Annotated in this window: 14 protein-coding genes; 9 read left to right on the top strand and 5 right to left on the bottom strand. The window is 43.4% G+C overall.

Translation table 11 applies throughout. The features are described from left to right. The 4 genes from QUA07_RS03705 to QUA07_RS03690 all read left to right on the top strand — a co-directional run bounded on the left by QUA07_RS03705 (nt 1) and on the right by QUA07_RS03690 (nt 4455). Nucleotides 1–1161 (top strand): glycosyltransferase family 4 protein, encoded by a 1161-nt coding sequence (locus tag QUA07_RS03705; RefSeq protein ID WP_333322755.1) that lies wholly within the window; start codon nt 1–3, stop codon nt 1159–1161. Next, nucleotides 1161–2390 carry a glycosyltransferase gene (locus tag QUA07_RS03700; RefSeq protein WP_333322754.1) on the top strand — a complete coding sequence of 410 codons (1230 nt, stop codon included), beginning with the start codon at nt 1161–1163 and terminating at the stop codon, nt 2388–2390. Before QUA07_RS03705 ends, QUA07_RS03700 begins: the two co-directional genes overlap by 1 nt. A 58-nt stretch (nt 2391–2448) precedes the next feature. After that, the gene (locus QUA07_RS03695) at nt 2449–3531 is read left to right on the top strand and encodes an NAD-dependent epimerase/dehydratase family protein (protein ID WP_333322753.1); all 1083 of its coding nucleotides are present in this window, start codon (nt 2449–2451) and stop codon (nt 3529–3531) included. A gap of 117 nt (nt 3532–3648) precedes the next feature. Beyond that, nucleotides 3649–4455, top strand: a complete 807-nt coding sequence (locus QUA07_RS03690) for a WecB/TagA/CpsF family glycosyltransferase (RefSeq protein ID WP_333322752.1) — start codon at nt 3649–3651, stop codon at nt 4453–4455. A 704-nt stretch (nt 4456–5159) separates the two neighbouring features. Here the strand turns inward: QUA07_RS03690 and QUA07_RS03685 are convergent. Then, nucleotides 5160–6098, bottom strand: coding sequence for a class I SAM-dependent methyltransferase (locus QUA07_RS03685; protein WP_333322751.1), 939 nt, complete (start codon nt 6096–6098; stop codon nt 5160–5162). Between the two features lie 108 nt (nt 6099–6206). Between QUA07_RS03685 and QUA07_RS03680 the strand changes: the two genes are divergently transcribed. Next, nucleotides 6207–6407 (top strand): hypothetical protein, encoded by a 201-nt coding sequence (locus QUA07_RS03680; RefSeq protein ID WP_333322750.1) that lies wholly within the window; start codon nt 6207–6209, stop codon nt 6405–6407. A 323-nt stretch (nt 6408–6730) separates the two neighbouring features. On the opposite strand, the gene QUA07_RS03675 is transcribed toward QUA07_RS03680, so the two are convergent. From QUA07_RS03675 to QUA07_RS03660, 4 genes are all read right to left on the bottom strand, one after another. Then, the gene (locus QUA07_RS03675) at nt 6731–7690 is read right to left on the bottom strand and encodes a DUF362 domain-containing protein (protein WP_333322749.1); all 960 of its coding nucleotides are present in this window, start codon (nt 7688–7690) and stop codon (nt 6731–6733) included. A 126-nt stretch (nt 7691–7816) separates the two neighbouring features. Then, a complete protein-coding gene (locus QUA07_RS03670; protein ID WP_333081738.1) occupies nt 7817–8143 on the bottom strand; it encodes a hypothetical protein in 327 nt (108 codons plus the stop codon). A gap of 172 nt (nt 8144–8315) precedes the next feature. After that, a complete protein-coding gene (locus QUA07_RS03665; protein WP_333322748.1) occupies nt 8316–9740 on the bottom strand; it encodes an aspartate ammonia-lyase in 1425 nt (474 codons plus the stop codon). A 331-nt stretch (nt 9741–10071) separates the two neighbouring features. Continuing rightward, nucleotides 10072–10842, bottom strand: coding sequence for an SGNH/GDSL hydrolase family protein (locus tag QUA07_RS03660; RefSeq protein ID WP_333322747.1), 771 nt, complete (start codon nt 10840–10842; stop codon nt 10072–10074). 72 nt (nt 10843–10914) lie between these two features. On the opposite strand from QUA07_RS03660, the gene QUA07_RS03655 reads away from it, so the two are divergent. The 4 genes from QUA07_RS03655 (at nt 10915) to QUA07_RS03640 (ending at nt 14496) form a co-directional block, all read left to right on the top strand. Continuing rightward, nucleotides 10915–11472, top strand: coding sequence for a helicase-related protein (locus QUA07_RS03655; RefSeq protein ID WP_333322827.1), 558 nt, complete (start codon nt 10915–10917; stop codon nt 11470–11472). Between the two features lie 2 nt (nt 11473–11474). Further along, complete coding sequence (locus QUA07_RS03650; RefSeq protein WP_333322746.1) at nt 11475–12014, top strand: SprT family zinc-dependent metalloprotease; 540 nt, start codon at nt 11475–11477, stop codon at nt 12012–12014. 361 nt (nt 12015–12375) lie between these two features. Next, nucleotides 12376–13230 carry a hypothetical protein gene (locus tag QUA07_RS03645; RefSeq protein WP_333322745.1) on the top strand — a complete coding sequence of 285 codons (855 nt, stop codon included), beginning with the start codon at nt 12376–12378 and terminating at the stop codon, nt 13228–13230. An 834-nt stretch (nt 13231–14064) separates the two neighbouring features. Beyond that, entirely contained in the window at nt 14065–14496 is a 432-nt protein-coding gene (locus tag QUA07_RS03640; protein WP_333322744.1) for a hypothetical protein, read from the top strand. The last annotated feature ends 202 nt before the right edge of the window (nt 14497–14698 follow it).

Raw genomic sequence — 14698 nt, 5'->3', positions numbered from 1 at the left:
ATGGTTGACAAAAAGGAATTTCGCATCGCTTGGCTCGTTCCTTCGGCAGAATTTGGGGCCTATTGGCCGCCGGTTTTACATGAGCTCAAAAAACTAATTCCGAACACGATTTTTTATACAGGTCGTCTCTGGCCTCGCTACGATCCGGAAGCTCCTGGTACAGAAGTAGTCGAAGTTGTGGGAGATACTCAATTCATCACCACCCAAAAGATAGAAACGGGGTACAGTCGTGGTTATATTAAGGCTACTCCTGGGATTATTTTTCCTCTTTTGAAATTCAAGCCCCAGGTCATTTTTGCTAGTGGATTTTCGATCTGGACATTGGTAGCTATAATCTTTAAGCCTATAGGGAAATGGCGACTGGTTTTAGTTTATGAAAGTAGTTCCCCGAATGTAGACTTTCGAGATTCTAAGGTGCGCTCGACTATTCGACGCTGGATGGGGAAATTTGCTGATACCTTTGTTTCTAATAGTCGCCGAGGTAAAGAATATTTGGTAGAAGTGATTGGGGCCGACGAAAGTAATATCTTTGCTAAACCTTACATGGTTCCTGATGCTAAAGCTTTGGTACAAAAGTTAGAAAATAATAAGTCTGTATCGTTGTCATTTCCCCACCCAATTTTTTTGTGCGTGGGTCAAGTAATTTCTCGCAAAGGGATTAAGAATCTGTTAGAAGCTTGCACAATTTTGCAAAGCCAGGGGTACTCGAATTACACAGTCATTATCGTTGGAGACGGAGAACAGCGACCGGAACTAGAAGCACTTACAAAAGAATGGGGTTTAGAAAAACAAATTGTTTGGACAGGGTGGATAGAATACGGATACTTGGGGTCTTATTTTCTAGAAGCTGATGTGTTTGTTTTTCCTACGTTAGAAGATACTTGGGGAATGGTGGTGCTAGAAGCGATGGCATTTGGTAAGCCGGTTTTGTGTTCAAAATGGGCTGGGGCTTGCGAAATGATCGTTGAAGGTGAAAATGGTTATATTTTTGATCCCTATCAGTCGGAAGGTATTGCAAACGCGATGCGGGACTTGATTGATTGCCCCGAAAAGTTAGTGATGATGGGGCAAAAGTCCCAGCAACTGATCGCTGAACATACACCAGAAAAGGCTGCCAAATTAATAGCAGATGTGACAGCGCTAGTATTGGAGAAAAGTTGATGAAAGTTCTTTTATCTGCCTTTGCCTGCGAACCGAATCTCGGCTCCGAAGAGGGAGTAGGATGGAATACTGTTATCCAATCTGCTAAACATCACGAAAGTTGGGTATTTACTCGCACGTTTTGTCGATCGTACATTGAAGCTGAACTAGAGCGGAACCCAGTGCCAAATCTGCACTTTGTTTATTTTGATCCGTTTGGGTGGAGCGAAGATTGGAAGGGGAAACAAGGATTGCTGCAACTTCACTACTATCTGTGGCAAATCTGGGCTTATTTTATCGCTCGGAAGCTCGATCGCGAAATTGGTTTTGACATAGTACATCACGTAACTTATGTCAAACATTGGTCTCCAAGTTTCTTGGCGCTGTTGCCGCATCCTTTTATTTGGGGGCCTGTGGGGGGTGCAGAAGCAGCACCAAAGCCTTTTTGGCAAGATTTTAGCCGCCGGGGCAAAATTTACGAAACGCTGCGGGCATTGGCTCAAAGCGTAGGAGAACGAGATCCGTTTGTGGGTCTGACGGCGCGTCGCAGTGCCGTGGCGCTGGCAACTACGGAAGAAACCGCAGCCAGACTGCGATTTCTCAAAGCAAAAAACGTGAAGATTTTCTCGCAAGTCGGTTTATCGCAGCAGGAAATTCAAGAACTAGAGAAGTTTTCTCCCCCGCCTGAGCAACCAATTAGATTCATCAGTGTCGGTCGTCTCTTACACTGGAAAGGGGTGCACTTGGGACTCCGTGCATTTGCGGAGGCGAAGCTGGAACAATCGGAATACTGGATTGTCGGAGACGGGCCCGAAAGGCAGCGCTTGGAAGCTTTGGCAACAGAATTGGGACTGGCAAATAAAGTATTTTTTTGGGGAACTTTATCTCGCACTGAAACTCTTTCTAAAATGGGGGAGTCTCACGTTCTCCTCCATCCGAGTTTGCATGACTCTGGAGGTTTTGTGTGCACGGAAATGATGGGGGTTGGCCGTCCGACGATTTGTTTGGATTTGGGGGGCCCGGCTACTCAAGTGACGGCTCAAACGGGGATTAAAGTGGCTGCTACTGACCCCGATCGCACTGTGCAAGGTCTAGCAGAAGCTATAGTGTGTTTAGCGCAAAATCGTGAATTGCGAGAGCGCTTGGGTCGATCGGGTCAAACGCGCGTCAGGGAAATCTATGATTGGGATGTTAAAGGTCTATTCTTTGCCCAATTGTGCGAAGATGTATTCGATGGAAAATCAGGATAAGTTCTGATTGTTCGATCGGGCAAAACAAAGAAAACTATATTTTTTCAGGCGGTGAAACGTGGGCGTTGCAATCATTACTGGCTCGGCGGGTTTAATTGGTTCTGAGGCGTGTAAGTTCTTTGCCAAACAAGGCTTAGATATAGTTGGCATCGACAATAATATGCGCCAGTTCTTTTTTGGTGCTGATGGTTCTACAAACTGGAACCGCCAACTGCTCGAAAAGTCTTTGGGTACCAAGTATTATCACTTAGATGTGGACATTCGCGACTATGAAGCGATTACCAATATCTTTCAGCGGTACGGCGAGTCGATCGAATTAGTAATTCACACAGCAGCCCAGCCCAGCCATGATTGGGCTTCCCGTGCTCCGAAAATAGACTTTACCGTCAATGCCAACGGCACTCTCAATCTTCTAGAAGTAACTCGCTTGTACTGTCCTAAAGCGGTTTTTATTTTCACTTCTACCAATAAAGTATACGGCGATACGCCTAACACTTTGCCTTTAATTGAATTAGAACACAGGTGGGAAATTGAACCAGGCCATACTTACGAAAGCGGCATTCGGGAAGATATGTCAATTGATCAGTGCCTGCACAGTTTGTTTGGTGCTTCTAAGGTAGCTGCTGACATTTTAGTCCAAGAATACGGTCGATATTTTAATATGAACACCGCTTGTTTTCGCGGCGGCTGTTTGACGGGCCCAAATCACTCTGGAGCTCAATTGCACGGCTTCCTCGCCTACTTGATGAAGTGTGCTGTCACGGGAACTCCCTACACCGTGTTTGGCTACAAAGGCAAGCAAGTTCGCGATAACATTCATAGCGCTGATTTAATTTCGGCATTTTATGAATTTTATAAAGCTCCCAAAAGCGCCCAAGTTTATAATACAGGAGGAGGCAGGTACAGCAATTGTTCGATGTTAGAAGCTATCCAGATGTGCGAGGCCATTGCGGAACGCAAGTTTAATTGGACTTATGCTGAAGGAAATCGCATTGGCGATCACATTTGGTGGATTAGCGACAATTCAAAATTTTCCAGTCACTATCCCAACTGGAAAATGAAATATAACGTTAAACAAATTCTACAGGAGATTTATGAGTGTAACCGCGAGCGTTGGCTGAAAGAGGATGCCAATGATTGAGCGGGGCAAGAAGAATGTGGTGGGAATTTTGGTAAATGATTGAAGAATACAAGGTTAAACAAATCTTAGGGGAGATTTATGAGTGTAACCGCGAGCGTTGGCTTAAAGAGGTGCTCCATGATTGATAAAGGGAAAAAGAATGTACTGGGCATATTAGTTAATGCCGTTAATTATGAAGCGGCTGTTAGCAAAATTATTGCGGCAGCCAGCGCCGGAAAACCAATGTCAGTTTCTGCTCTAGCGGTTCATGGGGTAATGACTGGCGTTCTCGACAGCACTCATCGTTATCGGATTAATCACATTGACTTAGTATTGCCAGACGGACAGCCAGTCAGGTGGGCGTTAAATTTGCTCTACCATACGGAATTGCCCGATCGAGTTTGCGGGCCGAATGCGATGTTACAAATCTGCGAACGTGCGGCAGAAGAAGGATTGCCTATCTATTTGTACGGCTCTCAAGCTTCTGTACTGGAAGCTTTATCTCGCAATCTCTGCCAGCGTTTTCCCAAGTTAATTATTGCTGGAACTCAGCCTTCTAAATTTAGGCACGTTTCGCCCCAGGAGAAACAAGAAATTGCACAGGAAATTCGCAACAGCGGTGCAGCAATTACGTTTGTCGGTTTGGGGTGTCCCCGGCAAGAAGTCTGGGCTTACGAATACCGGGACGACTTATCAATGCCGTTGATTGCTGTAGGTGCTGCTTACGATTTTCATGCGGGTAATTTGGCTAAATCTCCTGACTTTTTATCTAAAATAGGTTTGGAATGGCTGTTTCGGATGATGAAGGAACCTCGGCGTCTTTGGCAGCGGTATGTTTTTTTGAATCCGCTTTATATCTGGTTGTTTTTACTACAAGCTTTGAAAATCAAACAGTTCGACCCCACAGACGCGACGCCGCCTGTAGAAGAAGTATTATATGGTTGAAATTTAAAAGTTTCTTGTGAATTATGGGTACTCACAAGAAAAATTTAAAAAGCAAACACATCGTAACTACTCGTTTTGAGGTGCAACTGCGATCGCATAAGCTGTTCCGGCATTTAAATTGTCTGTCAAAAAAAATTAAAGTCTTGTGGGGTGGGCGTCCCGCCCGCCCTGAATATACAATTTAAATTCGCGACAGCTTATTCAATAAAATTGATATCAAATCGGGTGGCATCCGAAGTATAGTGGGAGCTTAAGAGCTCGCGATTTGGGTAGCGATCTCTTAAGCCCCCACTGATATCATGTCCGAGCGATTAACCATAATATCCCGGTCGGGGCGGGTTTTTGAGATTGTCAATTATTGGCAGGTATTGTTCGTGAGGGGAGGCCCTACAACAATCGCGGTCGCACGACCGGACATGATATGACATGATCCAAATATATGATTCCGATGCAACCGGAAACGATCTTACGCCAGAAAACAATTTTTAAATTATCTATGTGGTAAGGTGCGGACTGCACACATTACATACAAAGTTTGTGCCTCAGTTTTGATCGAGTCAGGTGGATTGCTGGGTCAATAGTCGCATTTGGTTTGACTGTAATCCTGCCATGGGCGATGATCGCAGGGGATCACAAAAGTAGTATGAGTGTATAACCAAACTTGATAATCAAACCAAAAGTTTATTGCCCTTACCTCGATTTGGCTATGGCTTTTGTGCCACAATCCGGATCGAATCGTACTTGTTTTCATCAGCAGCAACAATTGTTTTCAGCAGTAGCTTCCAAGCTTGGAATTTACTGTTTTCTTGGAGCTTTACTATCTGATGAGATGCCATTGAATCGAACACACTGAAAATTTTTCTTTCATCATCGATCCAACTGTTGGCAAATTGGCGATAGTAGCCATTAAACTCAGTAGAAATTATCTCAAATCCCCCTTTTTCACAGATAGCGCGGAAGCTCTGCGGTGTGAAGAAATACAAATGCCTTGGTACATCTAGATGCATCCATGCAATCCCTGATGACTTCAGCCCAATACAAGAGTTATTTGGTACTTCCATTACCAATTTGCCACCATCCACGAGCAATTGCATGGCATTGCGGAGTGCAAGTAAAGGATCTCTGGTATGTTCGAGTACGTGGTTCATCACAATTATGTCGTACTGTCTAGACTTGACTTCCGGGGGCAAAGATTCAGCAGTACCATAAAATACATCAAGACCTCGCTGTTGGGCCAAAACCAAAGCTTGTCGATCGGGTTCTACACCCCAGACTTTGTGATCATCTGCTTGCAATTCTTGCAGCAGGTGCCCGTTGGCGCAACCGATTTCTAATATCGAGCAGGAAGCAGTCCCGAACTGTTGCTTCCACCATTTACTTGTGACATCTACTCCGCGATCAAAACGCCAAGCTAGATGGGTACGCAATTTATCGAAGAAGGAAATAGAAGAGGCAGATACGAAGCCTGTAAAGTCTATATGATGAGTATAATACTCATCGATGTCGTAGAAGCTGGCGATTTTGTTGAAATCGGGTAGAGGATGAATGCATCCAAGTTGTGACTTTTCGCACCAATACAATTGAAATGACTCTTTGTTTGCAGGTCTGCGCCAATCACCGGGTATGAATAGCCACGGTTTCATACTCTCTCCCGATATCGGGCAGACGACGGTAGGGCTTAAGGACGTTTGACTTGGCATTGGAGTTTTCATTATTTAGGTACTTGACGTACTAATAACCACTCGTGTCGGATGTCAAATCCAGAAATCAATTATGTGCGATTAACAATTGCAGAATCCGAAATACAGCAGATGACTGCCCAAAAAATATTAGGTTTCGGAAACACGATTGCTGCGGCGTGGTTTTCAGCTTACATCGAATTTAAGCTAACCCATTTAACTTGCTTTGTCACTTTGCATAAAAAAACTTCACATTCCGCGATCGGGATGTGAGTAAGTTTTCATATATTTACGAATTCAGCAATACTTCAAGTATAAATTAAGTTATAAAACTGGGTAGCGATGTAGGCTGCGAGCGAGACCAATAAAAACTTTCTTGCATTTGTACCTCAATAATATTGCTGAAATCTTTTGCGAAAGCGAAGTATAAAATTTGCCATTTCATATATCGGTGGGCGCAAATGTTGCGCCCGCTACTGTTCCTTGATCTGAAAATTTAGCTCCCAATTGAGTTGGGAAGCCAAACTTTTCTTTAATCTTCAGCACAAGAGCTGATTGACAAGCGCGCATTTTTATGAGTTTGTAGCGAATGCCTCCTATCGATCGGCGTAAGCCCCCATCCGTTCTTTGATAAACCGGATATAAAAATGCCTGAAAGTAGACTTAATCACGCGGGGCATACCAAAGTCGATCGGCATCATGTTTTCCGGCAACTTCCAATCCAAAACCTTGAGATTTTCCGGCTGCAACAGCGGAAAATCAAGATCCTCTAAATTCGAGCACAGTCCTAATCTCATCGCCGCAGCTACAGTGGGAACCGCCGCCGGATCAGCATTAATAATTTCAACTAAAGTTCTGTCCAAAGCAAACACATCATCAGACGCGGCCAAAATTCCCAAAAATTTAGGTTCGCCGCCGCTTGGCCCGTTACCTTCGTGACCGATAATGCCATCCAAAATCGTCAAATTTGGGTTAATTGCCCGGGCAGTTTCTACCAGCATTTCACCGAATCTGGCGCTATCTTTGCCAGCTTCCATGTGCCACCAGGCCTTCATTTTGCCAGGGACGCAGCCGAACAAGTTTTTCACGCCCATTGTCACGGTTAATTGAACGTGAGATTTGAGTTTGGGCAAATTAATCACTACATCCGCTTCCATTGCTTCTTTGCAAATTCGCAGATGATTGAAATCTTCGCTGACAGTTTCGTAGCGTTTTCCTTGAAACTCAACTACTGGCAAATTCAGTTCTTCCAACAGTGGCAAATAACCGTTTGCTTTGGCTACACCCATAGCGCTACCAAAAGCTGGACTATCGCCTAAAAATGGTTTTCCTCCGGCTTCAATGACCATTTGAGCGACGCAGTAAACCAATTCTGGGCGGGTGACGCATTCTTTTGTAGGGCGAGAACCGGTGAGGAGATTGGGTTTGAGTAAAACCCGATCGCCCGCTTTGACAAAAGCCGAGATTCCGCCCAAGGGTGCGAGCAAACTTTCTAAAGATGCTTGCAAGATTTGGCGATCGTATGAATTGGCCTGAACTAAACTAACAGCAGACATAATTATGAATTAATTTGTAATTGGTTATCGATGGGGGAATAATCTCAATGTAACGCAGGCACGGAACACCCTAAGCAGGGTGATCTGCGCCTGCGTTACCAAGAATCATCTCAATACAAATGAACCCTAACTATTCATCGGCAATCTACCAACAGCAGCCCGCTGCATGGTACTAACTCGCAGTGAGTTAGAGAATATTCCTTGACCTTGCAGTTCAGGGATAGCAGGTTTTACTTCTACTTTTACCACCCTGGCTGTGCAGATAAAAACCGTTTGATCGGCTAAATGGAAAGTCAACCAAGGTTGATTTAACAAAGTCAGCACTTCCTCTTGGAATTCTTGTGCAGGCATCGGAATAGTGAAAGTTTCAGCCTGACCTTCCACATAATGAAATGTCACTTGAGTTGTGTTCTCTTTATCTTGAGTTAATTTGGCAAAAGAACCTGCGCGCATAAATTTTGCTCCCCAACTTTAGACTATAAAAAAAACAGAATTAAATCTAAAAAAAATTAATTCTGAATTGTTTAACTTTAACCTGTGACAGCGATCGGGCAGAACTCAGAAGGCAGAAGGCAGAATTAAATCGAGTTCAGCCTTCTAGTTTCTAGCTGATTCCTGCGATCGCCTATACGTTAGCAGAAGATGTTGGCATCGCACTCATTTTCTCTAAATCTAGAACTTTTGCCAAGTCTTCTGCACTCATTAAACCCCGTTCTAGCACAATTTGCCGCAAAGATTTGCCGGTTTCTAGAGATTCTTTGGCGACAGCGGCGGCGTTGAGATAGCCGATGTGAGTGTTGAGGGCGGTAACGAGGGCGAGACTACCTTCAGCATAAGCGAGACATCGATCGCCCTTAGCTTCAATTTTGGCGAGGCATTGTGTAGTCAGGGCGCTGATGGTATTGCCTAAAATTTCGATGCTGTGAATGAGATTGTAGGCAATCAGGGGCATCATCACGTTTAATTCTAATTGTCCCGCTTGGGCGGCCAGGGCGATCGCGCTATCGTAACCCATAACTTGAAAACAAACCATCGATGTCATTTCTGCCATCACAGGATTGTATTTTCCCGGCATAATAGACGAACCTGGTTGCACAGGAGGCAGTTGAATTTCTTTCAAACCAGTTTTCGGCCCGGAGTCCATCAAACGCAAGTCATGGGAGATTTTAACGCAATCCTGAGCGAGATTTCGCAGTGCACCAGACACATTTACAAATGGTGCCATACTCTGCATAGCAGCCATTAAATGCTTTGCTGGTTTCAGAGGTTGGTCGATTAATTCGGATAGAATTTCAGCAACTTTTTGACAGTATTCAGGGTGAGTATTTAAGCCTGTTCCTGCCGCACTTCCCCCCAATCCCAGGGATGTCAAATCATCGGATGCCCTGTCAATTCTCAAGGTATGTTCTTTCAAAATTTGCGCCCAAGCACCAAAGGTGTCGCCGAGTCGAACTGGCACAGCATCTTGTAGGTGAGTGCGGCCGGATTTAACAATATTTTTGAATTCTTCTGCTTTGTTTTCTAGGACAACTACAGCATCCGACAAAGCCGGAAACAGAGTTTTTTCTAACGCCAACAATCCGCCGATCCGAATCGCCGTCGGAATCACATCATTTGTCGATTGACCGTAGTTTACATGATCGTTAGGACTGACGCGCTTGTAATTACCTTTTTCGTCGCCCATAATTTCCAAAGCGCGATTTGAAAGAACTTCATTAACATTCATGTGGTGAGAAGTTCCGGCGCCGGCTTGGTAGACATCAACTACAAACTGATCGCGCAATTTGCCAGCTAGGATTTCATCTGCTGCTTGGACAATTGCTTGACTGATCTCTTGGGGAATGCAGCCGAGTTCGCCATTGGCGAGCGCCGTAGCTTTCTTAATTAAAACACAAGCATCAACGTATGTTGATAAAGGCTTAATGCCGCTAATCGGGAAATTTTCAACTGCGCGCAGGGTTTGGATGCCGTAGTAGACATTAGATGGGATTTGTTTGTCTCCCATCGAGTCGCTTTCGGTGCGATAGGTTGTGGTTGGCTTTTGGGTCATATTGTCTGGTTTGTGATAATTAGGAATTGCACGCACAATTTTTTTGTAACAGCGCTGACTGCCACTGCTGCTTTACCGGGTTCGCTGGCGCCGGAAAGCACAAGTCACGATTGTAAAGAATTATCTCACACTTTGGGGTTAAATCTCAAATTAATCCCAGTTCCAAAAAGACTGCAACTGCAAGCAATATCTAAACTTTGGTGATACAAGCAATCTCAAATCTTAAATAGTACAATGGCGAGCGCCCTCCAGCAGATAAACTCAGATATAATCATAGAAGTAAACCCACTTCACAAGATTATTAAACTAAAATATGTGCTAAGACCCTAGCCTAATTCTGTCCTTTTTTCCGTCCCATTGTATTGAGTAGTTGCGACAGATGCTTGTTGATAATCACATACCCCTGTTCATTTAAGTGTAGTTCATCTGCTCTGTATTTCCGCAACATCATGCCCTGACTATCGGCAAGAATAGAGAAGGTATCAAGCACTATAGTTTTTTCTCCAGCTAATGTGGCGATGTAGGCATTCACTTCTTTAATCGCCGGACTTATCTCATCAGACCAAAAAGGCTTGCGCTGTAGTGGCGCTTCTCCTACTGGGAAAATAGTAGTCACGATCGCTACTGCACCTAGATTCGTAGATTCTTCTACAATTCGCTTAATATTCGCTTGACAATTGGCAACGATCGCATCTCTGCGTTCGGGAAACAAGCCAATGGTTTTCAGATCGTTAATACCAACCTGAATGATTACTAAATTTGGTTTTAGAGGGCGCACATGAGCGGCAAATCTTTGGATCGTCTGAACTGAGGTTTGAGAGCTAATTCCCCGGTTAATGAACTCATATTCACTGATACTAGGCGATATCCAACTAGCTGCTCTAGAGTCACCAAAGAAAACCACACGAGTTTGACCGGTATCAGTAACTTGCTTGAGATTTGTAGGATATTTGCTCAATCCCAGAGGATCTAAACGAGTTTGATTGAGCTCGCGATAAAACTGTTTAGCTCGACTGTAGAGACTAATATTTAGAAAAATTGAACTTCCCAGCACTACTAATACCAGAGTGCTCAACAAAATACTACGTTTGGTCAATATCATGTTTTTAGGTTTGGGCTGCAATTTACTCTCACATCTTACGAGCGATTAAGAGTTATCTACCACCGCTGTTAGCTGCAGAGGACTCCAATTCACCCTAAGTTATATTCCTTCAAATTCTCCCATCGATCAACCCGAATTGTTATTAACTCTACATCCGTTAACGCTTCATGCGCTCCTTTTTTAATTATCGGTGAGTTTCTGGAACAGTTGGATGCGATCGCCAAAATTACCGATTTGCCTCTGATTACGGGGAAGACAAAACAGGCAGAGCGCGATCGGTTATACGAAGCATTCCGTCACAAAGAGATTCCCGGATTAATTCTATCTCGCGTGGGCAATTTTGCCGTCGATTTACCCGATGCCGATGTGTTAATTCAAGTATCGGGAAAGTATGGTTCTCGCCAAGAAGAAGCGCAGCGCCTCGGACGAATTCTCCGCCCGAAATCTGACGGACATACTGCGAGTTTTTATACATTAGTATCGCTACAAACTTGCGAGGAAGATTTTGCCCGACACCGCCAACTATTCCTCACAGAACAGGGCTACAACTATCGCATAGAAGTCCACAAAGATAAAAGACAAAAAGACGGCGCACGATCGGCATCACCATCGAACGAGATGGGAAATTAATTTTGGCAACTCCCCCAGAAGTGCCAATAGAAACATTAGAAAAAGTTGTCAACGATAAGCGTTTATGGATTTACAGCAAACTGCTCGAGAAAGAATCCCTCAATCCTCCCACTGCTGCTAAAGAATATGTATCAGGCGAAGGATTTTACTATCTGGGACGCAGCTATCGCCTCAAACTGGTGGATGGAGTCAAGAGAAAGCCACCCTTGAGATTCTATCAAAGTCGCTTTGAATTGCAGCGGGAAGCCCAGACGCAGGGGAGAGAAGCGTTTATTAGATGGTATTGCGATCGCCTTTCCTCGATTTTAGATACACAAATTGCTGCTGTTGTCTCACGCCTCGAAGCTTCTCCGCGTTCGGTGCAAGTGCGAGATTTAGGCTATCGCTGGGGTTCCTGCAGGCACAAGGGAGATTTATATTTTCAGTGGCGAGTGGCGATGCTACCGCGAACCATGATAGAGTATGTGGTGGCTCACGAGTGGGTGCATTTGATTGAACCGAACCATAATCATGCGTTCTGGATAGGGTCGAGCAAATTGTGAGTGATTGGTGCGATCGTAAGCAGTGGTTAGCCCAGAATGGGGCAAGCTATGACCTTTAGGGATGGGTAAGAAGTGGCTGCGATCGCTTTCATAATTGGGCTGTAGAAACTTGAAAACTCTCGCTATACCTTTATTCAACTGTGATATCAAATCCGTTTGATGGCACACACAATAGAAATGCTCCAGCTAACGCCCATCTTGGATTATCGCATTTTGATAGTGCTGCCTATTAACCGAATTTGATATGAGACCTTACTGGAGGGTGAGACAAGTTTGAATCGAAGTAAATACTGGACGCTAGCATAATGGAAAAGTTATGAGTCAACTGAAAATATCATCTTCTAGGAGCCAATTTTAATAGATGCCTACAGATACTAATAATTCAGAAAAAAATAGTGTACATCTAGAAATAATTCAAGGGTTAAAAGTTCAACCCGAATACTTGTTTATATTTGGAATCCTTTTAATTTTTGCAACAGGATCGGTTTTAGTTGGAATAACTTCAAGCAGTCCAAGCGTTCAATTACTTACATTTGCAGTATTCTTTATCTCTTTGACGGCTTCAATAACTGTTATATGGCTTGTTATAAGCAGTAAAAAAGATATTCGTCAACTTAGATTAACTGAAGAAATATTGAGATTGAATGAAAAAGTTGATCGTCTTTCAAATGAAATTGAATCCGCTTGCAAATTAATTAATATAGTGCATTATGGCTCCCTGATATTTCCTCCTGAGCAGCTATACAGTATTTGGAAAAAATTGATGTATGACTTAGATAATAAGTTCTATGCTTTTAGCTATATTAATCCAGAAGAATGGACACAAGAATATGCTAGAAGATTGCTGTCTCCACTCAAAAGCAAAATTGATACTGACCATGCTGATGTAAATCGGATATTTGTAATTGATGAATTGAGTGAATTGCAAAAATTAAGTGAGGTCATTGAATATCATCACAGGTATGGAATAAATGTTTCATATGTTGAGGCTAAGCAACTGCATGAATCACTTCCTCCGATTTGTGAAAAACCTCTTAATTTCGGGTTCATACTTATTGATGATATGCGTTTAGCTATATTCCGCCTTGACGAGAATCGTAAACTCAAGCAGATTGAAGTTGTTTCGGATAAAGAAATATTTAAAAAATATCAAAAGATTTATGAGCGTACTCGATATATAGCAAAACCTTTACATTCTTCAACTTCAATAATTTAATTTCATAGCATCCCACCGTCTAACAACGCTGCTGCACCGGAACGAATTTAAGTTGTTGTTAGGAGGGAGTATCCCAATTTTGCAACTTGCCCCAAAAATTAACGGGAGAATGAGTCTTTCAGAGAGTGCTAGGAATGTTTTTGCACATTTGGGATGCTCCCACAAAGATGTTTAGTCGGCGTTGCATCATAGACCTCTGACAATATGACTGCTAACCCCAAAGGAGGATAGATTTGGCTAGTACAACTCTATCTCACCCGAGAACAAGAAATTTACAAAACACGTCCTGCGGTTGTGAGTAGTTCGGAAATGTTTAGTTCTATCCCCATTCGCATTATAATTCCTGTGGCTACATTGCCACCTAAATTTTAAAGTCGCCCTTTCATGATTCTGATTCAGCTAACAGAAGAAAACTGTTGAAACGCCGACTCAGCAGGGAAGGTTTTGCAAGGGCGGAGTGTAACTACTGAGCGATTTGTCAGATGTATCGGAAAAGTTTCTGAAACGGTTGTGCAAGAATTAGTAATAAGCTTAATTATCTGTGTTGATTATCCTCCATAAAACCAGGAATGTCGATCGCCCGAATTAGCTTTCTGAACATAAAACATACCAGAGGCTAGTCAATAGGTTGGGTTGCACTGGATTCAGGTCAACAGTGGCAAACCATCATCTAGTGGCGTTTCCTCCCTAAACCCAAACCTACCAAACTTACCCAACTATCCGCCCACTTCCAGCTTCAAAATTTACTATCCCGCAGGATGTTGATTTATTCCCACGGATCTGATTTGTTTGTGACACAATAGAATCTAGTATCCATCTATGTGAGGATTTTTCATGGCTCGTTTTAATCAAATCCTTGTCCTTAGCGCCATCAGCCTTATAGCTTTGGCTGGTTGCGACAGCGCTAAGGAAGCTTCCACTCCGCAAACTTCACCCGCCCCGGTTCCTGCTGCTACTGCTGTTAAAACTGAGAAAGCAGCATCCCAGGGAAACTATGCAGAATTGAGTGGTGTGGTGTCCAGTACCAAAGCAGCAGTTCAGGCTGGAAACTTTACCAAAGCCAAAACCGAATTTGACAAATTCGAGAATGCCTGGAAGAAAGTAGAAGACGGTATCAAAGCTAAAGCTCCTAAAAGCTACGATGCAGTTGAGGATACCACAGAAAAAGTGATGACTGCGCTCAAAAAGTCTCAGCCAAGTAAAGACCAAGTGCTAACTCAATTGCAGTCGCTTGAAAAGACTATTACTAGCATTCCTAAGTCCTAAATTTAAGTGGTGAGTGCTTGATTCTAAAGTCTGGGACGCAGAAACCGAGTTTTTTAACTCCGGTAATTGGTTCAAACCTTGAATAAAAGTTAAAATATCCGGTTTATGTGCGTCGGAGTGCGTAAGTCCTGTGAGAGTTATGCGATCGCAGTTACTTAGAAAAAAGCACTCAACGTTCGCTCCTTATATAACCTCAGTATTC

It is taken from the genome of Microcoleus sp. T3_A4 (assembly GCF_036700465.1).
Lineage (GTDB): Bacteria > Cyanobacteriota > Cyanobacteriia > Cyanobacteriales > Microcoleaceae > Microcoleus.
The sequence above is the reverse complement of the archived record's forward strand: the minus strand, read 5'-3'. Positions and strand labels throughout refer to the sequence as shown.